34 protein-coding genes are annotated in these 22,503 nt (G+C 36.6%); 3 read left to right on the top strand and 31 right to left on the bottom strand.

Going from position 1 to position 22,503, the window contains the following annotated elements:
- Positions 1 to 35 precede the first annotated feature (35 nt).
- From secY to LUA91_RS16745, 25 genes are all read right to left on the bottom strand, one after another.
- The gene (gene secY, locus LUA91_RS16865) at positions 36 to 1,376 is read right to left on the bottom strand and encodes a preprotein translocase subunit SecY (protein ID WP_010599890.1); all 1,341 of its coding nucleotides are present in this window, start codon (positions 1,374 to 1,376) and stop codon (positions 36 to 38) included.
- Positions 1,377 to 1,383: 7 nt separating this feature from the next.
- Complete coding sequence (gene rplO / locus LUA91_RS16860) at positions 1,384 to 1,830, bottom strand: 50S ribosomal protein L15 (RefSeq protein WP_231427280.1); 447 nt, start codon at positions 1,828 to 1,830, stop codon at positions 1,384 to 1,386.
- Positions 1,831 to 1,966: 136 nt separating this feature from the next.
- Positions 1,967 to 2,146, bottom strand: a complete 180-nt coding sequence (rpmD, locus tag LUA91_RS16855) for a 50S ribosomal protein L30 (protein ID WP_231427279.1) — start codon at positions 2,144 to 2,146, stop codon at positions 1,967 to 1,969.
- A 4-nt stretch (positions 2,147 to 2,150) separates the two neighbouring features.
- Complete coding sequence (rpsE, locus tag LUA91_RS16850) at positions 2,151 to 2,669, bottom strand: 30S ribosomal protein S5 (RefSeq protein WP_056848532.1); 519 nt, start codon at positions 2,667 to 2,669, stop codon at positions 2,151 to 2,153.
- Between the two features lie 17 nt (positions 2,670 to 2,686).
- Positions 2,687 to 3,040, bottom strand: coding sequence for a 50S ribosomal protein L18 (gene rplR / locus LUA91_RS16845; RefSeq protein WP_231427278.1), 354 nt, complete (start codon positions 3,038 to 3,040; stop codon positions 2,687 to 2,689).
- A 5-nt stretch (positions 3,041 to 3,045) separates the two neighbouring features.
- On the bottom strand, positions 3,046 to 3,603 hold the full coding sequence (rplF, locus tag LUA91_RS16840; RefSeq protein WP_231427277.1) for a 50S ribosomal protein L6: 558 nt from the start codon (positions 3,601 to 3,603) through the stop codon (positions 3,046 to 3,048).
- Positions 3,604 to 3,621: 18 nt separating this feature from the next.
- Complete coding sequence (rpsH, locus tag LUA91_RS16835; protein WP_231427289.1) at positions 3,622 to 4,023, bottom strand: 30S ribosomal protein S8; 402 nt, start codon at positions 4,021 to 4,023, stop codon at positions 3,622 to 3,624.
- Between the two features lie 150 nt (positions 4,024 to 4,173).
- On the bottom strand, positions 4,174 to 4,443 hold the full coding sequence (gene rpsN / locus LUA91_RS16830) for a 30S ribosomal protein S14 (protein ID WP_010599897.1): 270 nt from the start codon (positions 4,441 to 4,443) through the stop codon (positions 4,174 to 4,176).
- A complete protein-coding gene (gene rplE, locus LUA91_RS16825; protein ID WP_086547740.1) occupies positions 4,443 to 5,009 on the bottom strand; it encodes a 50S ribosomal protein L5 in 567 nt (188 codons plus the stop codon). The genes rpsN and rplE overlap by 1 nt, the downstream gene beginning before the upstream one ends.
- Positions 5,006 to 5,347 (bottom strand): 50S ribosomal protein L24, encoded by a 342-nt coding sequence (gene rplX / locus LUA91_RS16820; RefSeq protein ID WP_116169305.1) that lies wholly within the window; start codon positions 5,345 to 5,347, stop codon positions 5,006 to 5,008. Before rplX ends, rplE begins: the two co-directional genes overlap by 4 nt.
- 1 nt (position 5,348) lies before the next feature.
- On the bottom strand, positions 5,349 to 5,717 hold the full coding sequence (rplN, locus tag LUA91_RS16815) for a 50S ribosomal protein L14 (protein WP_010599900.1): 369 nt from the start codon (positions 5,715 to 5,717) through the stop codon (positions 5,349 to 5,351).
- Between the two features lies 1 nt (position 5,718).
- On the bottom strand, positions 5,719 to 5,973 hold the full coding sequence (gene rpsQ, locus LUA91_RS16810) for a 30S ribosomal protein S17 (protein WP_010599901.1): 255 nt from the start codon (positions 5,971 to 5,973) through the stop codon (positions 5,719 to 5,721).
- 13 nt (positions 5,974 to 5,986) lie between these two features.
- On the bottom strand, positions 5,987 to 6,199 hold the full coding sequence (gene rpmC / locus LUA91_RS16805; RefSeq protein ID WP_231427276.1) for a 50S ribosomal protein L29: 213 nt from the start codon (positions 6,197 to 6,199) through the stop codon (positions 5,987 to 5,989).
- 72 nt (positions 6,200 to 6,271) lie between these two features.
- Complete coding sequence (gene rplP / locus LUA91_RS16800; protein WP_010599903.1) at positions 6,272 to 6,694, bottom strand: 50S ribosomal protein L16; 423 nt, start codon at positions 6,692 to 6,694, stop codon at positions 6,272 to 6,274.
- Between the two features lie 40 nt (positions 6,695 to 6,734).
- Positions 6,735 to 7,580: a 30S ribosomal protein S3 gene (rpsC, locus tag LUA91_RS16795; protein WP_010599904.1), complete on the bottom strand. Its 846-nt coding sequence runs from the start codon at positions 7,578 to 7,580 to the stop codon at positions 6,735 to 6,737.
- 9 nt (positions 7,581 to 7,589) lie between these two features.
- Entirely contained in the window at positions 7,590 to 7,949 is a 360-nt protein-coding gene (rplV, locus tag LUA91_RS16790) for a 50S ribosomal protein L22 (RefSeq protein ID WP_056848529.1), read from the bottom strand.
- A 7-nt stretch (positions 7,950 to 7,956) separates the two neighbouring features.
- Positions 7,957 to 8,223, bottom strand: a complete 267-nt coding sequence (rpsS, locus tag LUA91_RS16785) for a 30S ribosomal protein S19 (RefSeq protein ID WP_010599906.1) — start codon at positions 8,221 to 8,223, stop codon at positions 7,957 to 7,959.
- The gene (gene rplB, locus LUA91_RS16780) at positions 8,223 to 9,047 is read right to left on the bottom strand and encodes a 50S ribosomal protein L2 (RefSeq protein WP_231427275.1); all 825 of its coding nucleotides are present in this window, start codon (positions 9,045 to 9,047) and stop codon (positions 8,223 to 8,225) included. The genes rpsS and rplB overlap by 1 nt, the downstream gene beginning before the upstream one ends.
- 20 nt (positions 9,048 to 9,067) lie before the next feature.
- A complete protein-coding gene (rplW, locus tag LUA91_RS16775) occupies positions 9,068 to 9,358 on the bottom strand; it encodes a 50S ribosomal protein L23 (RefSeq protein ID WP_231427274.1) in 291 nt (96 codons plus the stop codon).
- 1 nt (position 9,359) lies between these two features.
- Positions 9,360 to 9,989: a 50S ribosomal protein L4 gene (gene rplD, locus LUA91_RS16770; RefSeq protein ID WP_231427273.1), complete on the bottom strand. Its 630-nt coding sequence runs from the start codon at positions 9,987 to 9,989 to the stop codon at positions 9,360 to 9,362.
- A 4-nt stretch (positions 9,990 to 9,993) separates the two neighbouring features.
- Positions 9,994 to 10,611 carry a 50S ribosomal protein L3 gene (rplC, locus tag LUA91_RS16765; protein ID WP_231427272.1) on the bottom strand — a complete coding sequence of 206 codons (618 nt, stop codon included), beginning with the start codon at positions 10,609 to 10,611 and terminating at the stop codon, positions 9,994 to 9,996.
- 259 nt (positions 10,612 to 10,870) lie between these two features.
- Positions 10,871 to 11,266, bottom strand: a complete 396-nt coding sequence (locus LUA91_RS16760) for a DUF1634 domain-containing protein (RefSeq protein WP_231427271.1) — start codon at positions 11,264 to 11,266, stop codon at positions 10,871 to 10,873.
- A 1-nt stretch (position 11,267) separates the two neighbouring features.
- Positions 11,268 to 12,101, bottom strand: coding sequence for a sulfite exporter TauE/SafE family protein (locus tag LUA91_RS16755; RefSeq protein WP_231427270.1), 834 nt, complete (start codon positions 12,099 to 12,101; stop codon positions 11,268 to 11,270).
- 148 nt (positions 12,102 to 12,249) lie between these two features.
- Positions 12,250 to 12,846, bottom strand: a complete 597-nt coding sequence (locus LUA91_RS16750; protein WP_231427269.1) for a hypothetical protein — start codon at positions 12,844 to 12,846, stop codon at positions 12,250 to 12,252.
- Positions 12,847 to 14,103, bottom strand: coding sequence for a prephenate dehydrogenase (locus LUA91_RS16745; RefSeq protein ID WP_231427268.1), 1,257 nt, complete (start codon positions 14,101 to 14,103; stop codon positions 12,847 to 12,849).
- Between the two features lie 172 nt (positions 14,104 to 14,275).
- Here LUA91_RS16745 and LUA91_RS16740 point away from each other — a divergent pair, with 172 nt between their 5' ends.
- On the top strand, positions 14,276 to 14,887 hold the full coding sequence (locus LUA91_RS16740; protein ID WP_231427267.1) for a hypothetical protein: 612 nt from the start codon (positions 14,276 to 14,278) through the stop codon (positions 14,885 to 14,887).
- Between the two features lie 44 nt (positions 14,888 to 14,931).
- On the opposite strand, the gene LUA91_RS16735 is transcribed toward LUA91_RS16740, so the two are convergent.
- The 4 genes from LUA91_RS16735 to LUA91_RS16720 form a co-directional block, all read right to left on the bottom strand.
- A complete protein-coding gene (locus tag LUA91_RS16735; RefSeq protein ID WP_231427266.1) occupies positions 14,932 to 15,813 on the bottom strand; it encodes a type IX secretion system membrane protein PorP/SprF in 882 nt (293 codons plus the stop codon).
- A 13-nt stretch (positions 15,814 to 15,826) separates the two neighbouring features.
- Positions 15,827 to 16,330 carry a gliding motility-associated C-terminal domain-containing protein gene (locus LUA91_RS16730; protein WP_231427265.1) on the bottom strand — a complete coding sequence of 168 codons (504 nt, stop codon included), beginning with the start codon at positions 16,328 to 16,330 and terminating at the stop codon, positions 15,827 to 15,829.
- A 4-nt stretch (positions 16,331 to 16,334) separates the two neighbouring features.
- Positions 16,335 to 18,392, bottom strand: a complete 2,058-nt coding sequence (locus LUA91_RS16725) for a hypothetical protein (RefSeq protein ID WP_231427264.1) — start codon at positions 18,390 to 18,392, stop codon at positions 16,335 to 16,337.
- A gap of 265 nt (positions 18,393 to 18,657) precedes the next feature.
- Positions 18,658 to 20,001: a deoxyguanosinetriphosphate triphosphohydrolase gene (locus LUA91_RS16720; RefSeq protein WP_231427263.1), complete on the bottom strand. Its 1,344-nt coding sequence runs from the start codon at positions 19,999 to 20,001 to the stop codon at positions 18,658 to 18,660.
- Between the two features lie 120 nt (positions 20,002 to 20,121).
- Between LUA91_RS16720 and LUA91_RS16715 the strand changes: the two genes are divergently transcribed.
- Positions 20,122 to 20,484 (top strand): hypothetical protein, encoded by a 363-nt coding sequence (locus LUA91_RS16715; protein WP_231427262.1) that lies wholly within the window; start codon positions 20,122 to 20,124, stop codon positions 20,482 to 20,484.
- Positions 20,485 to 20,864: 380 nt separating this feature from the next.
- On the opposite strand, the gene LUA91_RS16710 is transcribed toward LUA91_RS16715, so the two are convergent.
- A complete protein-coding gene (locus LUA91_RS16710; protein WP_231427261.1) occupies positions 20,865 to 21,131 on the bottom strand; it encodes a hypothetical protein in 267 nt (88 codons plus the stop codon).
- 326 nt (positions 21,132 to 21,457) lie between these two features.
- Between LUA91_RS16710 and LUA91_RS16705 the strand changes: the two genes are divergently transcribed.
- Positions 21,458 to 22,117 (top strand): response regulator transcription factor, encoded by a 660-nt coding sequence (locus LUA91_RS16705; protein ID WP_231427260.1) that lies wholly within the window; start codon positions 21,458 to 21,460, stop codon positions 22,115 to 22,117.
- Positions 22,118 to 22,120: 3 nt separating this feature from the next.
- Here LUA91_RS16705 and LUA91_RS16700 read toward each other — a convergent pair whose 3' ends face one another.
- Positions 22,121 to 22,366: a hypothetical protein gene (locus LUA91_RS16700; RefSeq protein WP_231427259.1), complete on the bottom strand. Its 246-nt coding sequence runs from the start codon at positions 22,364 to 22,366 to the stop codon at positions 22,121 to 22,123.
- Positions 22,367 to 22,503: the final 137 nt, after the last annotated feature.

Genomic DNA, 22,503 nt, shown 5'->3' with positions numbered 1-22,503 from the left:
TTCACTCATTTTATCATTCAAAATTCTATAACTTATTATAAAGCGGCATTGCTACTTGCAGCAGGAACACCTGTTCTGCCTGTAACTCTACCTGTTTTCATTAACCCGTCATAATGACGCATTAACAAGTAACTTTCAATTTGTTGTAATGTATCTAAAACAACACCTACTAAGATTAGTAAAGATGTACCTCCAAAGAAGTGTGCAAATTCTTGTTTTATACCAAATTTAACAGCAATTGATGGCAAAATAGCAATGATCGCTAAAAATACCGCACCTGGAAAAGTGATTTTTGAAATTACATCATCAATAAATGTAGATGTTGCAAAACCTGGTTTAACACCTGGAATAAAACCACCATTTTTCTTCATATCATCACTCATTTGAGTTGGATTTACTGTTATTGCAGTATAGAAGAAAGTAAATGCGATAATTAAAAATGCGAACGTTAAGCTATAAGCCAATGATGTTGTATTGCTAAACTGAATTAACCACGAACCTTGTAATGATGGAACAAACTGGGTTAAAGCACCTGGAATAAACATTAATGCTTGAGCGAAAATGATTGGCATAACACCAGCAGCATTTACCTTTAAAGGAATGTACTGACGAACACCACCAAATTGGCGGTTACCAACAATTTTCTTTGCGTATTGCACAGGTACCTTACGTACACCTTGAACAATTAAAATGGTAAACATTACTACAGCAAATAAAGCAACAATCTCTAAAACTAATGCAACCGGGCCTCCACCTTCACTGGCAGAACCAACACGTGCACTAAACTCTTGAGAAATTGCAATAGGTAAACGGGCAATGATACCAACCATAATGATTAGTGATGTACCGTTACCAATACCTTTATCAGTAATTTTTTCACCTAACCACATTACAAATAATGTACCTGCTGTTAATACAAACGTAGATAGCACTAAAAATAATGTATTTGGCAATAAAATAGCTTCAGCCGGAACTTGCGTTTTAACGTAACCTACAGATTGAACGATTGTTATCGCTACCGTTAGGTAACGAGTAATCTGGTTCATTTTCTTTCTACCACTTTCGCCCTCTTTCTGCATTTTTTGGAAAGAAGGAACAGCAATACCCAATAGTTGCACCACAATCGATGCAGAGATATAAGGCATTACCCCTAATGCTAAAATAGACACACGCGAGAAAGAACCTCCGGCAAACATATCGAGTATGCCTAAAAGTCCTGATTTTTCGTTAGTGCCTAAAGCAGTTGGATCTACACCTGGTAAAACCACGTGAGATACGAAACGGTATACCAAAAGAATTAAGAGCGTAAACAATATACGCTCTTTTAATTCTTGAATTTTCCAGATATTACTTAAAGTAGTAAATAGCTTCTTCATTTAATAATTACAATTTTACAATTGAACCGCCAGCAGCTTCGATAGCTTTTTGAGCAGTTGCAGAGAATGCATGTGCAGTAATTTCTAATTTTGCTTTCACTTCACCACGACCTAAAATTTTAACTAAGTCGTTTTTTGAAGCTAAACCATGCGCTTGTAAAGCAGCGAAATCGATTGTAGTTAAGCTGTGTTTTTCAGCCAATGCCTGCAACACGTCTAAGTTTACACCAACATATTCTGTACGGTTAATTGGTTTGAAACCAACTTTAGGCACACGACGTTGTAAAGGCATTTGACCACCTTCGAAACCAATTTTGGTTTTATGACCTGAACGAGAACCCGCACCTTTGTGACCACGAGTTGAAGTACCGCCACGACCAGAACCTGTACCACGACCAATTCTTTTGTTGTTTTTTGTAGAACCTACTGCAGGTTTTAAATTACTTAAATTCATTTTTTTGAATTTGTGTTGCCCTTCGCTTTCACTAAACAGGTACAACGATAAATAAATAATGATTGAATTTTGAATGATTGAATGTATAGCATAATGCTTATTCATTCACTCAAAATTCATTCATTTGATAATTCTATTAAATTGCTTCGATAGCTATTAAGTGATTCACTTTACGAATCATACCGATAATTTGCGGTGTAGCTTCTACCTCAACACTTTGGTTCATTTTAGATAAACCTAAAGCCTGAACGGTTCTTTTTTGGCGCTCGCTTCTGTCGATAACGCTTTTTACTTGTGTTATTTTGATCTTAGCCATGATATTATCCGTTAAATACTTTATTTAAATCGATACCACGAGTTTGAGCTACTGTATAAGCATCACGCATTTTAGTTAATGCATCAACAGTTGCTTTTACCACGTTGTGTGGGTTTGATGATCCTTTAGATTTTGCCAATACGTTATGAACGCCAGCACTTTCTAATACAGCACGCATCGCACCACCAGCAATTACTCCGGTACCTACTGCAGCTGGTTTAATTAAAACAAAACCACCTGAAAATTTACCGATTTGCTCGTGAGGAACAGTACCGTGTAAAATTGGAACTTTTACCAAGTTCTTTTTTGCATCATCCACACCCTTAGCGATTGCTTCAGTTACCTCTTTCGCTTTACCTAAACCGAAACCAACAACACCGTTTTCATCTCCAACAACAACAATTGCTGAGAAGCTGAAAGTACGACCGCCTTTGGTTACTTTGGCAACACGTTGTATACTAACCAAACGATCCTTTAATTCGATATCGGTGGTTTTAACTCTTTTTATATTGATAGTTGACATCTTACTTTTTCTTCAGATTAAAATACTAAACCAGCTTCGCGGGCACCCTCTGCCAACGATTTGATACGTCCGTGATATAAATAACCGTTTCTGTCGAAAACAACTTCTTTAACTCCTGCTGCAATTGCTTTTTCGGCAACTAATTTACCTACTGCTATTGACTGCTCACTTTTATTTCCTTTTCCAGCGAAATCTTTTGATAAAGATGAAGCTGAAGCTACTGTTGTACCTGTAACATCGTTAATTACTTGCGCATAAATCCCTTTATTGCTTCTAAATACCGATAATCTTGGGCGTTCTTCCGAACCAGTAAGTCTTTTTCTGATCCCTTTTTTAATACGATCTCTTCTTGATAATTTTTTACCTGCCATGACTACTATTTTTTAGATGCTGATTTACCTGCTTTTCTTCTTAACACTTCACCTACAAACTTGATACCTTTACCTTTATATGGCTCTGGTGCACGTAACGAACGGATTTTCGCTGCTACCTGACCGATCAATTGTTTGTCAATACTTTCTAAAATAATTTTAGGAGTCTGACCTTTTTCTGAAGATGTAGTTACTTTAATCTCTTCTGGTAACTGGAATACATAATGGTGAGAATAACCTAAAACTAGATCTAGTGTATTACCTTGGTTTGTAGCACGGTAACCAACACCTACTAATTCTTGAGTTAATTTGTAACCATCTGTAACACCAACAACCATGTTGTTAAGCAAAGAGCGATATAAACCGTGTAATGCTTTGTGTTTCTTTTGTTCTGATGGACGAGAAACTGTTAAGATTCCGTCTTCTTGACTTACAGTGATATCTGAATCTACTGCTTGTGTTAATTCACCTTTAGGACCTTTTACACTTACAACGTTATCATTTGATACGTTAATTGTAACACCTGCGGGGATTGTAATTGGGGCTTTTCCTATTCTTGACATTGTGCTGTTCTCCTAATATTAATAAACGTGACACAATACCTCACCACCAATGTTTAATTTGGCTGCTTCTTTATCAGTCATTACACCTTTAGAAGTAGATAAGATTGCGATACCTAAACCGTTTAATACTCTTGGCATATTTTCAACACCAGCATAGTTTCTCAAACCTGGTTTACTTACTCGCACTAATGTACGAATAGCAGGAACTTTAGTAATTGGATTGTATTTCAAAGCAATTTTAATGGTGCCTTGAACTGTAGTATCTTCAAACTTGTAGTTCGCGATGTAACCTTTATCGAAAAGAACTTTAGTAATTTCTTTTTTAAGGTTTGATGCAGGAATTTCTACAACACGGTGGTTGGCCTTAATGGCATTCCTTACTCTTGTTAAATAATCTGCTATTGGATCTGTATTCATTATTTATTGTTTTTGATAGTGGTTTCCTTCTGCTACCCAGCTGTGGGACCTGCTATCGGTTAAAATTCTTTATTAGAGTATATAGACATAAGTATCAAGTATCAAGAAACCTATTGGTCTCGATACTTGATACTTAGTACTAGCTACTTTATATTACCAAGATGCTTTTTTAACACCTGGTATTTTACCGTCTAGTGCCATCTGGCGGAACGTTACCCTTGAAATACCAAAGGTACGCATATATCCACGTGGGCGACCAGTTAATTTACAACGGTTGTGCAAACGTACCGGAGATGAGTTTTTAGGTAATTTATCTAAACCTTCGAAATCTCCTGCAGCTTTTAATGCTGCACGTTTTTCAGCGTATCTAGCTACCAATTTTTGGCGCTTAACTTCGCGTGCTTTTACACCTTCTTTTGCCATTATTCTGCTGTTTTTTGATTTTTAAATGGTAATCCGAATTGTTTCAATAACTCAAGAGCCTCAACGTCAGATTTTGCCGAAGTTACGAAAGTTATATCCATCCCTAAAATTTTATTGATTTTATCTATATTAATCTCTGGGAAGATGATTTGCTCAGTTACACCTAAAGTGTAATTTCCCTTACCATCAAAACCTTTATCGTTAATACCTTTGAAATCACGAATACGTGGCAAAGCTACAGAAATCAAACGATCTAAGAACTCATACATATTGTTATCACGTAATGTTACGCGTACACCTACTGGCATACCTTTACGTAATTTAAAGTTAGAGATATCTTTCTTAGAGTTAGCCGGAACCGCTTGCTGACCAGTAATGGTAGTCAACTCAACGATTGTGGTATCCATAATCTTTTTATCAGTAACAGAAAAACGACCCACACCCTGATTGATACAGATTTTTTCCAATTTTGGAACCTGCATTACAGTTTTGTACTGAAATTTCTCTTTTAATGCATTTACAACTTCTTCTTTGTATTTGCTTTTTAATCTAGGTGTAGCCATTATTTAATTTCCTCCCCTGAAATTTTAGCAACTCTAACGATTTTACCATCAGCGTTTAGTTTACGACCAACGCGAGTGGTTTTACCAGATTTTGGATCAACCAACATCAAGTTAGAAATGTGAAGAGCAGCTTCTTTTTTAATAATACCACCGTTTGGATTTGCAGCATTTGGTTTAGTGTGTTTAGACACTAAGTTAACGCCTTCTACAATGGCTCTGTTTTTATCTATTTGTACTGAAAGTACTTTTCCTTGTTGACCTTTTGAATCGCCAGCAATTACTTTAACTAAATCTCCTGTGCGGATTTTAAGTTTTGATGGTGTATTTACTTTGTTTCCCATTTTATAATACCTCCGGTGCTAATGATACAATTTTCATGAATTGTTTTTCACGTAGTTCTCTCGCAACCGGGCCAAAGATACGTGTACCTCTTGGCTCATCCTGTGCGTTCAATAATACAGCTGCATTATCGTCAAAACGGATATAAGAACCATCTTTACGACGGATTTCTTTTTTAGTTCTTACAACAACTGCTTTAGAAACTGTACCTTTTTTAATATTACCTGACGGTAATGCGCTTTTTACGGTAACAACTACTTTATCACCAATTGAAGCATAACGTTTGCCGGTTCCACCTAGCACGCGAATTACCAATACTTCTTTTGCGCCGCTGTTATCAGCAACGTTTAATCTCGATTCCTGTTGTACCATCTTATTTAGCTCTTTCTAAAATTTGTACCAATCTCCAGTTCTTGTTTTTACTCAAAGGACGAGTTTCCATAATTAATACTGTATCACCGATACCGCATTCGTTTTTCTCGTCGTGAGCCATAAATTTGGTAGTTTTCTTAACGAACTTACCATAAATCGGGTGCTTTACTTTACGTTCCACGCTCACTACAACAGATTTATCCATCTTGTTGCTTACCACTAACCCCGTTCTTGTTTTTCTTAATTGTCTTTCCATGTCGACTCTCGAATTATTTAGTTTCAGTAGCTGACTCAGTGTTTTTCGCTTGAGTCAACGCAGTGTTTAAACGGGCTATGTCTTTCCTTACTTTCGCAATACGCGAAGGATTTTCGATAGCTGAAATAGTGTGTGCGAACTTTAATTTTGATAAGTTCTCTTTTTCTTCCGCAATCTTAGCTACTAATTCTTCTTTTGAAAGCCCTGTGATTTCTGAATTTTTCATTTTATTTTTCTTTTACGTTGAGTGTAGCGGTTATAATAAACAAGTATTTACAACATTCACCTCAACACTTTACTATGCTTCTACGTAATCTCTACGTACTACGAATTTGGTTTGGATAGGTAATTTTTGTGCTGCTAAACGCAATGCTTCTTTAGCTACTTCTAAAGGCACACCTTCAGCTTCGAAAATTACGCGTCCAGGTCTTACAACTGCTACCCAGTATTCAGGAGCACCTTTACCTTTACCCATACGTACCTCAGCAGGTTTTTTAGTTACTGGTTTGTCCGGGAAAATTCTGATCCATACTTGGCCTTCACGTTTCATGAAACGTGTTACCGCGATACGGGCAGCCTCTATCTGGCGACTTGTAATCCAAGTTGCTTCTAAAGATTTGATACCGAAAGATCCGAATGCTAATTCAGCTCCACGAGAAGCTAAACCCTTCATTCTGCCTTTTTGCATCTTCCTGAACTTCGTTCTTTTTGGCTGTAACATTTTATTTTGTTCTAATCGTTAAACGATGTTAATAAATCAATTATTTACGAGGACCTCTGTTAGCGCCTGCGCCACCACCTCTATTTGCACCTGGGCCACCTTGACCTGGGCCGCGACCACCACCTTGGTTTCCACCACGTCTGTCGTTACCACCACGTCTATCGTTTCCGCCACGGTTATCTCTTCCACCAAATGCTGGTTTATCTGATGCGCCTTTTGGACCGTTGTTTGTTGAACCAATGTTTGGAGACAAATCACGTTTTCCATAAACTTCACCTTTACAGATCCATACTTTAACGCCGATTTTTCCATAAGTGGTTAAAGCTTCAGCTAAAGCATAGTCGATATCAGCACGGAATGTATGCAAAGGCACTCTTCCTTCTTTGTACTGCTCAGTACGTGCCATCTCAGCACCACCCAAACGACCAGAAGTCATGATTTTGATACCCTCAGCACCCATACGCATAGTTGATGCGATAGAAGATTTCATTGCTCTACGGAATGAGATCCTTGCTTCTAATTGTTTTGCAACACCTTCTGCAACTAATTGTGCATCAAGTTCTGGGCGTTTAATTTCGAAGATGTTAATTTGAATTTCCTTTTTAGTCAATTTCTTTAACTCTTCTTTAATTTTATCAACCTCAGCACCTGCTTTACCGATTACGATACCTGGGCGAGCTGTGTGGATGGTTACCGTGATACGTTTTAACGTACGCTCGATAACTACTTTTGCAACACCACCTTTAGCAATACGAGCAGAAAGGTATTTTCTTATTTTCTCATCTTCAACTAATTTATCGGAGTAGTTGTTGCCACCGAACCAGTTAGAATCCCATCCTTTGATGATACCTAACCTGTTACCTATTGGATTTGCTTTTTGTCCCATTTCCTAAAATTAGTTTTGAGTTGTTTCTGTACTTTTACTATCTACAATCAGTGTAACGTGGTTTGAACGCTTGCGAATTCTATATCCACGACCTTGAGGTGCCGGACGTAAACGTTTAAGCTGACGGCCACCATCTACCATAATTGTTTTAACAAATAACTCGCTTCCATCAGAAGTTTTGCCATTTTTAGCTTCCCAGTTATTAATAGCAGATAATAATAATTTCTCAACTCTTATTGCTGCTTCTTTGTTGGTAAACTTTAAAACACTTAATGCTTTTTCTACACGTTCACCTCTGATAAGATCTACAACCAAACGCATCTTACGCGGTGAGGTTGGACAATTGTTTAATTTTGCTATTGCTTCCATTGTCTAATTATTTTTTCTTTTCAGCGTGTCCTCTGAATGTTCTGGTTGGAGCAAATTCTCCCAACTTGTGACCAACCATGTTTTCTGTAACGTACACAGGGATAAATTTATTTCCGTTGTGTACAGCAAATGTATGATTCACGAAATCTGGTGAAATCATTGATCTGCGAGACCAAGTTTTGATTACAGACTTTTTGCCTGAATCATTCATAGAGTTTACTTTTTTCTCTACGTTATGGTCAATATAAGGTCCTTTTTTTATCGAACGAGCCATTATTTCTTCCTTCTCTCTATGATGTAACGATTAGAATATTTTTTAAGTTCTCTGGTTTTGAAGCCTTTAGCTAAAACACCATTTCTTGAACGAGGGTGACCACCTGATGATCTACCTTCACCACCACCCATTGGGTGATCGACAGGGTTCATCGCTACCGGTCTAGTTCTCGGACGACGGCCCAACCAACGTTTACGACCAGCTTTACCTAAAACTTCGTTTGCATGATCTGAGTTAGATACAGCACCGATAGTAGCAAGACAAGTAGTCAAGATTAAACGGGTTTCGCCTGAAGGCATTTTCAAAGTAGCATATTTACCATCGCGGGCAGCTAATTGTGCGTAAGCACCTGCACTACGAGCTAATTGTGCTCCTTTTCCAGGGTGAATCTCCACGTTGTGGATGATAGAACCTAATGGAATGTTCGATAATTTTAAAGTGTTACCTACTTCTGGAGCTGCAGTATCGCCCGATAATAATACCGAACCTACTTGCAAACCTTCCGGAGCAATGATATAACGCTTCTCGCCATCTGCATAATGTAATAATGCAATGCGGGCAGTACGGTTTGGATCGTATTCAACAGTAGCTACTGTTGCAGGAATATCGAATTTATCGCGTTTGAAGTCGATTAAACGATATGATTTTTTATGACCACCACCCATGTAGCGCATAGTCATTTTACCTGTATTGTTACGTCCACCAGACTTTTTTGATGATACAACCAATGATTTTTCGGGCTTGGTTGCTGTAATCTCCGTAAAACTAGCACCTACTCTAAAGCGGGTACCTGGAGTAACTGGTTTAAATTTTCTTAAGCCCATAGTTATAATTAATTATTAAATTAAAGAGTTGCGTAATAATCTATTGTTTCGCCGTCTTTTAACGTTACGATTGCTTTTTTGAATTTCGGGCTACGGCCAGAAACAAAACCTGCTTTAGTGTAACGAGACTTCGCTTTTCCATCAACAACCATTGTGTTAACTGCAACGATGGTTACACCGTACAATTTTTCAATAGCAGCTTTGATTTGGATTTTGTTAGCCTTATGGTTAACAGCGAATGTGAAACGGTTAGATTTCTCAGTTAAAGCTGAAGCTTTTTCGGTTAATATTGGTTTTTTTAAAATGTCCATATTATTTGGCAAATGCCTCCTCCAAAGTTTTAACAGAATCTGCAGTTAACACAAGTACACCAGCGTTTAATACATCATAAGTATTTAAATCTGCTGCCGAGATTACTTTAGTTTTCTGAACGTTTCTGCTCGATAAATAGATATTATTATTTTGTGCAGGTAAAACCAATAAAGTTTTTTGAGTACCTACGTTTAACGCAGTTAATAAACTTGTATAGTTTTTTGTTTTAGCTGTATCGAAGTTGAAATCTTCTAAAACTACCACGCTGTTATCTTTTGCTTTATAAGCTAAAGCAGATTTACGTGCTAATGATTTTAATTTCTTGTTCAATTTAAAGCTATAGTCACGAGGTTGAGGACCGAAAACACGACCACCACCGTTAAATAACGGAGATTTAATGCTACCAGCTCTTGCACCACCTGTACCTTTTTGCTTGTATAGTTTACGAGTTGAACCAGCAATCTCATTACGTTGTTTAGATTTGTGAGTACCTTGGCGTTGGTTAGCCAAATACTGTTTTACATCTAAATAAATCGCGTGGTCGTTAGGCTCGATACCAAATACCGATTCAGGAAGTTGCACCTTGGCACCTGTTTCTTTACCTGAAATGTTTAATACTTTAACTTCCATCTGATTACTTGTCTAAGATTACGTAAGAACCTTTAGCTCCTGGAATGGAACCACTAACTACTAATAAGTTTTGCTCAGCATAAACTTTCAAAACCTGTAAGTTTTGAACTTTTACTCTGTCTCCACCTGTTCTTCCTGCCATGCGCATTCCTTTGAATACACGTGATGGGAATGATGATGCACCCAATGAACCTGGGGCACGTAAACGGTTATGCTGACCGTGAGTCTGCATACCAACACCGGCAAATCCGTGGCGTTTTACAACACCCTGAAAACCTTTACCTTTTGAGGTACCTACAACATCAACAAAATCGCCTTCTGCGAATGCATCAACGGTTACTACATCACCTAAGTTAAGTGAAGTTGTAAACGAATCGAATTCAACAAGTTTGCGTTTCGGAGTTGTGTTTGCTTTCGCGAAATGGCCTTTCAATGGTTGAGTTGTGTTTTTCTCTTTTTTCTCATCGTAACCCAACTGGATTGATGAATAACCATCTACTTCTTCGGTTTTTACCTGTGTAACTACACAAGGTCCAGCCTCGATTACCGTACAAGGAATGTTTTTTCCTTCGGCATCAAAGATACTGGTCATTCCTACTTTTTTTCCAATAATTCCTGACATTTTATCTTTTCTTTTTAACACCCATCGAAGCAGTAGGGCTTCGTTCAAGGTGGTTGTTCGTTCCCTTTTAAGGGAGGGCAAAAATAGGAAAGAATTCTTAATATTCAAATAGTTAGCGAAATATTTTTCAACTTATTTTGATTTTTTTTCAAAGGTGCTGAAGCGATCGCGATTTTATTACAGTAAATGTACGTTTATGGTAAAATCGTGATGGTTTTTAAATTATTTGCTAATATGATCAGATTTAGCATCAAGCAGACTAGTGTGCTAAACCACCATTTAAACTGATGGTGATGATGGCCAAAATGATGAAACCGATAAGAACATATAGATAATCCTTCTCTATAAAAAAACTAAAAATAGCAAAAACGATTCTGGCGATGGGTGTAAATATAAGCATGAGGATACCGAACTGAACAATTGCATCTCCATGAAAAGTAGTAACCCCCTTAAAAATGGCAGCGATTGATGAAAATTTAGAAAGTTCGGGTTTAAAAACTTTGTAATCGGTAATTACACCTTTATTATGTATCAAAAAAATAATACCACCAACAAGCACAATACTCATCGAGATGATTACACCAGCACGTAAAAGCGTACCCAAAATGACTTGAATATCCTTATCGTTGATATTTTCTCTTTTAACAGCACTCATATTATAAACCGCTTATCCCCTTATAAATCATTTGTAACGCCAAGAAGGTAACCACAACAGCAAATACAATTTTAAGTTTATCAGTTTTTGTTCTTAATAAAACTTTTGATCCGATTGATGCTCCAGTTAAAACCCCTATGCACACAGGCATCGCAATGCCTGGATCAATCTGTCCGCGATGTAAATAAACAATTGCACTTGCGGCAGCAGTAACCCCCATCATAAAATTGCTGGTTGTTGTAGAAACCTTGAAAGGCAAGCGCATGATGTTATCCATCGCAATTACTTTAAGTGCGCCACTTCCTATACCAAGCAAACCAGAAAGTGTACCAGCAAAAAGCATCATTGCAAAACCACCCGGAACATTTTTTACCGCATACGGATGATCGACTCCTTTATCGGGATAGGTACTATTAAGTTTAAAAAATTTCGCCCATTTATCAGTATCATCCAAAGTAGTGTGATCGACCTTTTTCTTTAACGTCATAATGGCCGAAAAGATTAAAATGCAGCCGAAAATGATGGCGATGTAGTTTGCATTTAAATAAACTGCTACAATGGCTCCACAAATGGCGCCAACTGTTGTGGCAATTTCCAAGAACATGCCTATCCGAATATTGGTGATACCTTCTTTAACATAGGCTGCAGCAGAACCAGATGAAGTGGCAATAACGGAAACAATGGATGCTCCTATTGCATAATGAATATCGACACCAAGTGCCAGAGTTAGCAGTGGAATGATAATCACACCACCTCCCAAACCGGTTAATGAGCCTAGTAAACCTGCTAAAAAAGCACCCAATAAAACAATAATGGTAAACAGCAATACCGACATGCGGGCAAATATAAGACAGACATTTTCGCTAAACGAAGGATTTTAGGAATAAAATAAAGTCTATATATTATATGGATGATGTAAGAAGGGACATGGAAAATGGACGATGAGCAATGTTCAATATCATTTCCCCTAATTTAAATTGCGATCATTTTACTTTATAATATAACTTACTTTCTTTAGAGATATCGATTTCATTAAAAGATGCCAATAATTCAAATGCAATTTGCCTGATTGTTGCAGCTATAGGATTTATCTTAGCTCCTTTCCCATCTTTGATGTTCCAACCAGAAGTGTCCAATTGATCCAATTCACCATCATCATTGGAAATTGATTTTATAATCTTCGCTCTTGAATACGAAACACCAAGCGAATCGATAATGACCTTTTTATTTTGCCACCAGTTCTCAGAAGATACTGACTTTAAATCTTCTGAATTTAGCTTTGGGTAATAATTCCATCCCAGTTCAGCTTTGCGTTTTAACCTTAAAAGGCCGAGATAATTGATTAAACTTTTTGGATTATAAAATTCAGCACTGCAGTAAATTGGTATGTGGCCAAGCTTAAGCTGATGTAGCAAGGATTTAGATGTTTCTGTATTTTGGAATATGAGACTAATAACTTTAGCCATATCCGCAACTGCCTCCTCATTTCCAGAATCAAATACAGCACAAAGCTGATCCAATTTTGATAATTTTTCCTTCAATAAAATTATAAGTTGCGGCTTTTGCAATTTAATCTTCATCTATTTCCCCAACCTTCTAATCATCTCCGCACTCAGATCTCTCCCATCGTTTAATCTATTGGCGAAGAAAGATTTTGCAGCTTCAAAATGTTCTTTATAACCTTTCAAATCTCCGTAGCCAATTATTGAGGCCCATTCGTGAACAGCAGTGTGGAATTCTAAATCATCACCGCGAATTGATTTGTCGTACAAAGCAGTATGTATCGATTCTTCCAACATCTCCTCATTTTTAAAAAGATATTCGGCAATGCCTAATCTCAATTTAAAGGGTGGTGTTTGGCAGATTAAATTATCGTAAGGATTAACACCCATTTTATACCAGGCGTAAACCATGCTTAATAAACTTAAATGAGAATTCGGCTTCTGTTTGTGTGCTGAATCAGAAAGGCTAAATTCTTTCATAATGTTATCATCTAGAAGCAAAAGCGTTCTACTTTCATGAAAAACAAAATCGCGGGCTGCATAGATCTTTTCTCTAAATTCAGTTTCATTCTCACAAATCATCAATTTATACAATTCTGATTCTGCTTGTGCATAATATTTTACCTGCTTTTGGGCATAAGGATTTAGAATGGCCAAACCCGCATAAATATGCGATTTGTAACTAAAAATCCTTAAGGTAGTTAAGATCTTTACATTATCAATTCCTCCTGCATAAGCCGGATTATCCCAAGGGAAAAAACCAGCATTTTTCCATGCCGAACCCATGCTTTCAAAACCCATGTGTGTTACGGCTTGTGTATCTGCTACAATTCTATCATGCTCACGATAATCATCCATTTCGATGATATTTGATTTAAGCGACTTATAAACTTGTAAAGCTTTTGCGTAAACTTCATCGGTAGCCCGGTGGCGAACAACCACCAATGTTTGCCCTTCTGGACTAAATGCTGGTCCGTGCAGGGAATGGCAGGTTACGATTTGGGTATCCTCTGGCAGGTGTTGCTCAAATGCTGCAATTTCTGGGTGTTTTACAGATGTTTGTCCCGATACAATTGCACCAAATTTTGTAGAACGGGCAAAAGTAGAAACCACTTCATCAATTTTTTCGGCCTCGACACAATAGATTATAAAGTCTGATTTACGGGCTACCTCATGACCATCAATTAATACCTCAATACCCTTTGGTTCAAGCTCATTTTTTAAATCTGAAAAACGCAAAGGCATATCTGCCCCGCATACTTTATAACCTGCGTTTAAAAACGATAGTGCGTATAATTTGCCCATATCGCCTAAACCGATAATTCCTATTTGCATGAAACAAATGTAATCTATAGGTGATTAAATTATAATAAAACTTAGATAAAATTGTTATTTAACATGTTATGAAGCTATACTTTTATCTAAATTGATTAATTACTTAGTTAAATTTTTTCACAAAGAAATAGATAAAAATGTAGTTTTACATTCAAACACCTATATTTAAACTATGCAGAAAATTAAACAAACCCTATTGTTTTTAGTCGCCATGCTATTTTTAAACACTGCGTTTGCGCAGGTTTTGCCCGACACCTCGAAAAATACTGATCCATCCTTAAATGGCCAGTACCAGTTTATGTTAAAAAAATCGAAAAGTTTGTACGGCGCCAGGCTGATTAATCCATCTCGATTAACAAGCTTATGGAAAAGTGTGAATGATACTTTAAGAAAAGAGCGCAAACAACTGCAAGAAGCCAAACAGGAAATTAAAGCACAATCGACCAATATTGCCAGTTTAAAAGGTGAAGTAACTGGAAAAGAAACTTCATTAGCAGATGCTACTGCTTCAGTAAATGAAATAAAATTTTTAGGAATATCGTTTAATAAAGGCACCTACAATAGCATAGTTTGGGCTATAATTATTATACTCGGCGCTGGTTTGGCTGTTGTAATTTTTCAATCGGGAAAATATAGGAAAGAAGCTACCTACCGAACACAACTTTACCAGGAAGTGGCTGATGAATTTCAGGCACACAAGGTAAAAGCAAAAGATAAAGAAATGAAGTTAGCAAGAGAATTGCAGGATGAAAGAAATAAATGGGATGATGCCCGGGGGAGATAACCCAACTAAAACGGCCATTTCTAGCGAATAGGAATGGCCGTTTTTTATTGATTTTTGAAACTATATTTTAATCCGATTTCGAATTCTCCATTACTATAATTTTTCATTTGCGAAGTGTTAGTGGTATACTGAAATAACAAAGAAAACTGATTTTTGTAATTCGCACCAAAGCCACCTGTGAAACTATTGGTACTATGATATATTCCGTTAAACATCAGTTTATTATCCAAAAACTGAAAGTTTACACCAGCATCCAAAATTCCCTCATAATTTTGAACACCCCGGTAAACCAATTTTGGCTCAATACTATTAACAATTTTATCTGTATTGAATTTATACCCGGCGGCAATAAAATAAATCGATCGATCGACTACATTTCTTAAAATATCACGCTTAAAAAAACGCTTTAAGTTTGGCAAAGTACCTTGAAGTGTTAAACGATTGGTGCGGTAAGCGATTCCGAAATCACCATCCAGATACAGTTGGCGCTCGTTAAAACTATTAAGTACCTCGTCGGTTAAATCACCTTTTACTTTACCAATATTAACATATTCGTTCATTATCCCAGCAGAAAGGCCAAAATCTAAATAATTACTTTCATTGTTAAGTGGTAAATGATAAGCATAACTAAAAGTAGCCCTCATTCTATTTATGGCTCCAGCGGTTTCACTGTAAAGTAAGGCACCAATACCAACTTTATTATTTTGCAAGCCATAATCGCCTGTTAAATATTGAATTTTTGGCGCACCCTCTACACCAACCCACTGCGTTTTGAAAGCACCATTTAAAGTCAGGCCGTTCTCAGTACCAGCCATAGCAGGATTGGCCAGAAATTGGTTTTGAAAGTAAATACTCCCCATGGGATTAAGCTGACCGAAAGCTGCCGTGAGCGAAAATAATAACAAGCCGCTCAAATAAAATTTCATCTTTCTCACGTTATTATTTTTTATAAATAATTGATATAAAACCCTTAGCAGTTCCAGCGGCACCCAAATCAAGTATATAATAATAGGTATCTTCCATTAGCGGGCGTCCGTTGAGATATCCATCCCAGTCATTTTGATAATTTATTACGGAGTAGATAGTTCTTCCTCCTCTATCAAAAATGGTGAGCTTATTTAATGGATATTTTTCTAATCCTTTGATAAAGAAAAAATCATTTTTACCATCCCCATTAGGAGTTAAGATATTATTAACAATGGTGATATCGACTGCATTTTGCGACACCAGAAACGGCTGTAAAAAACCTTGGGTTAAAGTAATAGTACTTGCCTGATAAGTTTGAACTAATACCATTTCACCAATAATAAAATCAAATAGTTGGTTATTAATTTTACCATACCCACTTGCAGAATTTACTATAGATGGCAAATTTTGAGCTTGAAGATTTTTCTGAAAAACTATCAAACAGAAAAGAAATAACATTGAGCATATTTTTTTCATATTCTTAGTTTAAAGAAATCCATGCCGAGCCATCACTTTGTATGGTAAAGGTTTTTGCGCCAGTCATTGTATTGGTTGTAGAATCATCATTCAGCGTTATGGCACTGTTAAACGTTACATTTCCTGTTGATGCTGCTTTAATCAATACATAGATTCTGCCCTTACAGGTTGAAGCATTGGGCAGGTTAACTGTAACTGCTGCACCAACGTTTTTTATTCTAATGGTGTAGTGACTTGCATCCAAATTAATTGCGCTGGCCGTGGTGTGTGTTAAAATACTAGCAGCCACTGAACCATTAATATTTAAAGTACTCGCACTATTTGGAGCATAGTTCGTAGATGTTGCCGCAGTGGTGTTATTAACCGTTAGTGAACCCCCATCGTTTGACAAAACACCTGATAGAAGTGGGTAAAGAGTAGCCGAGTTTGCAACAATAAAACTGTTACTGGCATTTGTTAAGGTACTGCCTGCACTGTTGCCTAAAAAGATATTTCCACTCCCATTATTTTTGTTCCCAGCCGAAAAACCAATTGCTGTATTGGTATTCCCATTATTTCCTTCCAATGCTAAACTACCAATAGCAGTATTGCCCACCCCAGTGCTGTTGGCTATTAATGTATGTGTGCCGATAGCCGTATTATTTGATCCAACTGTATTTGCTGATAATGCTTGCGAGCCAAAACTACTGTTATGAATACCACTAAAATTACGTTGAAGTGCCAAATGACCAAATGCACTATTTTCATACCCTGAAATATTAACAGAAAGTGCCTCTTTCCCAAAAGCATTGTTAAAAAAACCGGTTATATTTGTTGTTAATGTTCTATAGCCATAAGAAATGTTGGTTTCGGTAGACGTACCCAGTCGACCAGATTTCTGCCCATTAATTAAAAAATTAATTGCAACATCGTCAAGATTACCAAGAAAGTTATTTGTTTGATCGGTATTGCCTGTATTGCCTTTTAATGCCCAAGCATTTCCATTAGTAAGTGTTGTAAAGCTAATTAATTCTGGCTTACCTGTAACCGCATTTGTTGCGTATACTTTGTTTGCGTCAGCCACTCCAGCTGTAGTTAGCTTGCTTATTGTTACCGAGGCATCAGCTAATTTTGGTGTGGTTACCGATCCATCTACCAATTGTAATGTATTTATTGCTGCATCATCAATATTTATGTTTTTAACTTCTTTGTTGCCAATTTTGATAGAAGTTACAGCAGCGTTTCCAATCTTCGGTGTAGTTACAGAACCATCTGCCAATTTAGCGGTGGTTACAGCCCCGGCATTTATATCAATTACAACATCTTTTAACACAGCAGCTACGCCATTCGCACTTATGCTTAAATCGGTAGAGATGATTGCTTTTGCCCCAGCCAATTGATTCACATCTAGTGTAACGGGCTTCCATGCGGCTCCATCAAATAAAAGCACTTGATTATTTTGTGGTGCTGATGCAGATAGCAACTTTCCTTGCAAATTGGCAATAGTTGGGTTGGGATAATTGCCTGCTAAATCTCCGCTTGCAGCCCCAGTTGATGGGCCAGCTGGGCCTACATCGCCTTTATCGCCCTTATCACCTTTTACACCAGGAATACCCTGGCCACCTGCGGCTCCAGCCGGGCCAGCAGGACCTTGAGCACCTGCAGGTCCTGCTGGCCCGCTCGCCGCATATAGTGCGTATGGAACACTCAATAATTGTGCTGTTCCAGCCAGGCTAAAGTTCGATCCATTTTCAGGATCAACCTCTACTTTTACGAATTTCAACCCTGAGCTCCAGGTAACAGCAGAGATGGATCCAGTTGTTGAAATTGCACCTACACCCCCAATGCTCAACGCATATAATCCATTAGAATTTGTCGTTACACTTCTAACTTCGCTATACTGTATTGTTCCATTGCCAGATGCATCGAGAATGCTGATTCTTAAGGAAATATTTTTATTTGCAAGCGGGCTACCATTAGAATTTCTGGCAGCACCCTGATAATTGAATTGCTGTGGAGCCTGCGCTTTTACAGCAAAAGCTAAGCCTAAGCCTAGCAAAGCAGTTAATAAAATTTTTCTCATAAATAGGGACAAGATCTATTAATTAAGGTATACAGAAATTTTCTGGATGCCCCAACTCTCAAATCTAATAATTAGTATAACCCAACTTATTCGAATTACACAAACGCCCATCTAATACTACGGAATATTATTAATTAATCTGATTATCAATAAATTATAATTAACTTAAAATTTATTTTTTTACACCAACAAGCAAGTTCTAATCCAAATTTAATAAATACATGAGATCTATATTACCATCCACTGGATTTTTATAATATGATTCCTAGGTTTCAGAAGGAAAAGAAATACCCTTAATATTCCGATATAAATCCACGGCATATAAGTCAGTCATACCTGATACGAAATCCAATACACTTTGCGTTCTCGAATAAATATCGGTTAAATCGGTATGGTATTGTTTTGGAATGAGCTTAACCAGTTTCTTATAGTAATGGGTATTATTATGGATTAACGCAGGGACAAATTCTTCCAATAGGCCAGCCATGATTTTATATCCGGCAACTTCTTTCTGAATAACAGACGAGAAATTATATATCCGTTCTATTGATACCTTTTCTATTTGTTTCCAGGCGGCAGCATAAGGTTCTGGAATTAAATCGGTAAGGCTTTTGTTTAAGCTTCCTGCTAACAAGCTTTCCTGTTCACGATAAAAAATATCAGCACATAGATTGGTTAATGTATTAATTGCCTTTGCTCTTAACAGACCAATTTTCGCATCATCATCTTCGTAATCATTTTTTAGTCTATCTTCTATTGTTTTAGAGTTCGCAAATGGAAGTAAATAGTTTTTAACCTCCTCGTAAGAAAGAATTTTCAATCGATGTGCATCTTCAAGATCGATAATGCTGTAGCAAATGTCATCAGCAGCTTCTACCAAATAAACCAGGGGATGACGTTTATAAATCAAGTATTCTCCATCCTCTTTCTCGAGATGAAGTTCGCTTGCGATTTTTTTAAATGTTTCTTCTTCTGATTGAAAAAACCCATACTTTTTTCGGTGAAGTATTCCTTTTTGCTTGCCAGCAATAGAGGCACAAGGATATTTAGCGATAGATGCCAATGTAGAATACGTAAGTGCGTAGGCATCATTTCCTTTTCCCTTAAGCGGATGGGTAAGAATACGGATGGCATTGGCATTACCTTCAAAGTTTATCAAATCGTGCCATTGCGATTCATTCATTTCATTTTGATAAACCTTACCATCCCCATCAGTAAAATATCTTGAAATTGCAGCCTCGCCCGAATGACCAAAGGCAGGGTTTCCTAAATCGTGAGCCAATGAAGCAGCTGCAACAATATTTCCAACTTCATTTATTAAAGGAACATCTTTAATCAATTGAGGGCTTTTTTCCTCTAATTTATTTAAAAAAATATTTGCCATGGAGCGGGCAACACTTGCCACCTCTAAACTATGCGTTAAGCGATTATGAACAAAAACACTTCCAGGCAATGGAAATACCTGGGTTTTATTTTGTAACCGCCTAAAAGGTGATGAAAATATTAAACGATCATAATCTCTTTGAAAATCAGACCTTGCCTTATCCCGATCTCCTGTCCAACTTTCCTGACCAAAACGTTTATTTGAAAGTAAATATTTCCACTCCATTTAAAAATGATTAAAATTTGGCGCAAGTTAATCAAAAGCAGAAAATCAGCTCTATAATAATTCGGATAAATTAGGTTAAAACCATTTTAGTTTAATGCTGTTTTATAAAAAAATAAAATTATGAAAACTAGTATTTATAATAAGGAAGAGCTCACTGAAGGTTATGTGGGTACAGGTAAAGATAATGAGAAATCAAAAGTGCAGAAAGAATACGAAAAGGGTAATGAAGGTAATGAGGTAACGAGTTATGGTCAGGGAAGCGATGCCATAAAAGGAAACACAGCTGCTAAAGATGGTTACGATAATACTGGTACACAGGGAAAAGATTCTTTAAGTGATGATGCGTATAGCAGCAATGATGAAAACCCAACAATTGAAAGTGCCGATAGTGGAACAGGAAGTTCATCTGCCGATTTTGATTCAGCAAATCAAAAAGATATTAATAAAAGGGATGAAGATGATGTGTTAAATACTGGAATTTAAGTTATTTAAACAAGGGGACTTTAAAATATGCTTTGCTAGGTGCAGCAGTGGTTTGTCAAACCAGGGCGTATAAAAACGTAGTTAAAATGGACTACAGGAAAACTACAAAACTATATTGACACAAATAACTATATTATACTACAAATCTTGACTTTTATCAATCTCTTTGTGCTAAAATCATTTGTTATAAGTTTAATAAATAAGCAAATTTGCAACATATTAGCATTCGCGGCCAAATCTTAAATCATCCTAAGGCTAAACTAATTTATGGGGCTATAACCTGGCTACTTTAAAAAATACTTTGCTGTTGAATACTATATAAGTTTTCACCTACCGGAAACTCATAACAATATAATTAGGGATTAATAAGAAATCCCTAATTATAAATCTTTACCTCCAAGACCCTTTTCACCAGTCTTATTACGGTTCCCAATATCTTCACCCTGACTCAAATTTTCATTCTTCAAATCATCAATTGTATTGGCATCATTTTCAGTTTTGTTAATGTGATTTTTGTTAGGTGAATTTTTTCGCTTAAAATCAGATTCGCTTATGCTATGGCCATAAGTTGCCTCACCATTATCCCATTCTATATTAGGATCAGTTGTTTTTGCTTTCTGACTATTATCAATTTCGTTGCTCATCATTTCTAATTATTAAATAATATTATATGAATAACACTCAGTTCCTTAAGAAGGTTTAAACATTTTAACAAATTGCTTCAGTGATGGATCATTAAAGAAAAAATTATGCGGCATCATTATTGACAAGTAAGCAGTAAACAATACCTATTCTGTTAAATGCAGAATAAACAACTCCTACCCACCCCTTCGATGATTAGGCATCGCTCAAAATTCTAAAGTAAATTCATAAAAAGGGTATAAATACGCCTATTTCGAGTATTAACACATATTTTGTAGCATAATTTTATTTCGATATTTGATTTTGACGCCATAGTTTAATAATTGAAAATTTGAAAATCCCTATAAAGGTATTAATAGCTGATAACCATTCAATTGTACGAAATGGTGTTAAATCATTAATCGAAAAGCAAAATAATATTGAAGTTGTTGCAGAGGCAGCAAATGGTTTAGAAGTGCTTAGGCTTTTACAAAGTGGGATTGCGCCAAATATTGTTCTTACAGATATTGCTATGCCTGAAATGGATGGTATTGAGCTAACTAAGCTGATTAGATTAAATTATCCAGAAATTAAAGTTTTAATTCTTACTTCAGCAGATCAGGAAGGGTTAGTTATTTCTTGTTTCGAAGCCGGAGCACATGGATACTTATTAAAAGATGTATCAATAACCGAAGTGGTTTTTGCAATTGAAAAACTCTTTGCAGGCTTTAAGCACCTTAGCACAGCAATTGGATTGAAATTATTAGATCAGGTTCAGGGAAAATATGAACTTAAAACAAATGATGTCAAAACAAATATTCAGCTATCAAAAAGAGAACTTGAAATTCTTAGAATGATTGCTGAAGGTTCAACAAATGGAGAAATTGCAGAAAAGTTATTTACAAGTAAGCGAACAATCGAAGGAAACCGACAAAACTTACTTAATAAAACTGGTCAGAAAAATACAGCTGCATTAATTAATTTTGTAGTGAGAAACGGAATAATCGACTAGCTTTTACTTCACACCTTTACTTTGATCTGATTTTGTATCAGCATCGGTATCTTCTATACCAGATCCATTTTCATCTCTATGCTCTGGTGGATTATCCATTCTGCTTTCTTCCAGTTCAGAAAAATCTCCACCCTTTTGATTGGCAACTTCACCATGCGAAGAGGCTTTTTGCTTTAATTCTTCTTTGGGATTTGCGAAATCCTGGCCTTCAACAGGTAGATTATCATCCTTCTTAGTTGGTTTATTCATACCTATTAAACCAATAATGATGGATTTTGTTTATATGAATTTGCTACAAACCCATTTGATGGTAAACGCAACATTATTTAACCATAGCGCTTTAACTTTGCTAAAAGCAAATGTGTTTAAAGCTATTGTAGGTATTA

Source organism: Pedobacter sp. Leaf250 (assembly GCF_920984735.1).
Classification (GTDB): Bacteria; Bacteroidota; Bacteroidia; order Sphingobacteriales; family Sphingobacteriaceae; genus Pedobacter.
Note: the sequence above shows the minus strand (reverse complement) of the source record. Positions and strands in the feature narration are given on the sequence as shown.

Excerpts from the sequence above, each read along its gene's own strand:
- secY (WP_010599890.1), bottom strand. The coding sequence starts at position 1,376 with ATGAAGAAGCTATTTACTACTTTAAGTAATATCTGGAAAATTCAAGAA.
- rplO (WP_231427280.1), bottom strand. The coding sequence starts at position 1,830 with ATGAATTTAAGTAATTTAAAACCTGCAGTAGGTTCTACAAAAAACAAC.
- rpmD (WP_231427279.1), bottom strand. The coding sequence starts at position 2,146 with ATGGCTAAGATCAAAATAACACAAGTAAAAAGCGTTATCGACAGAAGC.
- rpsE (WP_056848532.1), bottom strand. The coding sequence starts at position 2,669 with ATGTCAACTATCAATATAAAAAGAGTTAAAACCACCGATATCGAATTA.
- rplR (WP_231427278.1), bottom strand. The coding sequence starts at position 3,040 with ATGGCAGGTAAAAAATTATCAAGAAGAGATCGTATTAAAAAAGGGATC.
- rplF (WP_231427277.1), bottom strand. The coding sequence starts at position 3,603 with ATGTCAAGAATAGGAAAAGCCCCAATTACAATCCCCGCAGGTGTTACA.
- rpsN (WP_010599897.1), bottom strand. The coding sequence starts at position 4,443 with ATGGCAAAAGAAGGTGTAAAAGCACGCGAAGTTAAGCGCCAAAAATTG.
- rplX (WP_116169305.1), bottom strand. The coding sequence starts at position 5,347 with ATGGGAAACAAAGTAAATACACCATCAAAACTTAAAATCCGCACAGGA.
- rplN (WP_010599900.1), bottom strand. The coding sequence starts at position 5,717 with ATGGTACAACAGGAATCGAGATTAAACGTTGCTGATAACAGCGGCGCA.
- rpsQ (WP_010599901.1), bottom strand. The coding sequence starts at position 5,973 with ATGGAAAGACAATTAAGAAAAACAAGAACGGGGTTAGTGGTAAGCAAC.
- rpmC (WP_231427276.1), bottom strand. The coding sequence starts at position 6,199 with ATGAAAAATTCAGAAATCACAGGGCTTTCAAAAGAAGAATTAGTAGCT.
- rplP (WP_010599903.1), bottom strand. The coding sequence starts at position 6,694 with ATGTTACAGCCAAAAAGAACGAAGTTCAGGAAGATGCAAAAAGGCAGA.
- rpsC (WP_010599904.1), bottom strand. The coding sequence starts at position 7,580 with ATGGGACAAAAAGCAAATCCAATAGGTAACAGGTTAGGTATCATCAAA.
- rplV (WP_056848529.1), bottom strand. The coding sequence starts at position 7,949 with ATGGAAGCAATAGCAAAATTAAACAATTGTCCAACCTCACCGCGTAAG.
- rpsS (WP_010599906.1), bottom strand. The coding sequence starts at position 8,223 with ATGGCTCGTTCGATAAAAAAAGGACCTTATATTGACCATAACGTAGAG.
- rplB (WP_231427275.1), bottom strand. The coding sequence starts at position 9,047 with ATGGGCTTAAGAAAATTTAAACCAGTTACTCCAGGTACCCGCTTTAGA.
- rplW (WP_231427274.1), bottom strand. The coding sequence starts at position 9,358 with ATGGACATTTTAAAAAAACCAATATTAACCGAAAAAGCTTCAGCTTTA.
- rplD (WP_231427273.1), bottom strand. The coding sequence starts at position 9,989 with ATGGAAGTTAAAGTATTAAACATTTCAGGTAAAGAAACAGGTGCCAAG.
- rplC (WP_231427272.1), bottom strand. The coding sequence starts at position 10,611 with ATGTCAGGAATTATTGGAAAAAAAGTAGGAATGACCAGTATCTTTGAT.
- LUA91_RS16760 (WP_231427271.1), bottom strand. The coding sequence starts at position 11,266 with ATGAGTGCTGTTAAAAGAGAAAATATCAACGATAAGGATATTCAAGTC.
- LUA91_RS16755 (WP_231427270.1), bottom strand. The coding sequence starts at position 12,101 with ATGTCGGTATTGCTGTTTACCATTATTGTTTTATTGGGTGCTTTTTTA.
- LUA91_RS16750 (WP_231427269.1), bottom strand. The coding sequence starts at position 12,846 with ATGAAGATTAAATTGCAAAAGCCGCAACTTATAATTTTATTGAAGGAA.
- LUA91_RS16745 (WP_231427268.1), bottom strand. The coding sequence starts at position 14,103 with ATGCAAATAGGAATTATCGGTTTAGGCGATATGGGCAAATTATACGCA.
- LUA91_RS16740 (WP_231427267.1), top strand. The coding sequence starts at position 14,276 with ATGCAGAAAATTAAACAAACCCTATTGTTTTTAGTCGCCATGCTATTT.
- LUA91_RS16735 (WP_231427266.1), bottom strand. The coding sequence starts at position 15,813 with ATGAAATTTTATTTGAGCGGCTTGTTATTATTTTCGCTCACGGCAGCT.
- LUA91_RS16730 (WP_231427265.1), bottom strand. The coding sequence starts at position 16,330 with ATGAAAAAAATATGCTCAATGTTATTTCTTTTCTGTTTGATAGTTTTT.
- LUA91_RS16725 (WP_231427264.1), bottom strand. The coding sequence starts at position 18,392 with ATGAGAAAAATTTTATTAACTGCTTTGCTAGGCTTAGGCTTAGCTTTT.
- LUA91_RS16720 (WP_231427263.1), bottom strand. The coding sequence starts at position 20,001 with ATGGAGTGGAAATATTTACTTTCAAATAAACGTTTTGGTCAGGAAAGT.
- LUA91_RS16715 (WP_231427262.1), top strand. The coding sequence starts at position 20,122 with ATGAAAACTAGTATTTATAATAAGGAAGAGCTCACTGAAGGTTATGTG.
- LUA91_RS16710 (WP_231427261.1), bottom strand. The coding sequence starts at position 21,131 with ATGATGAGCAACGAAATTGATAATAGTCAGAAAGCAAAAACAACTGAT.
- LUA91_RS16700 (WP_231427259.1), bottom strand. The coding sequence starts at position 22,366 with ATGAATAAACCAACTAAGAAGGATGATAATCTACCTGTTGAAGGCCAG.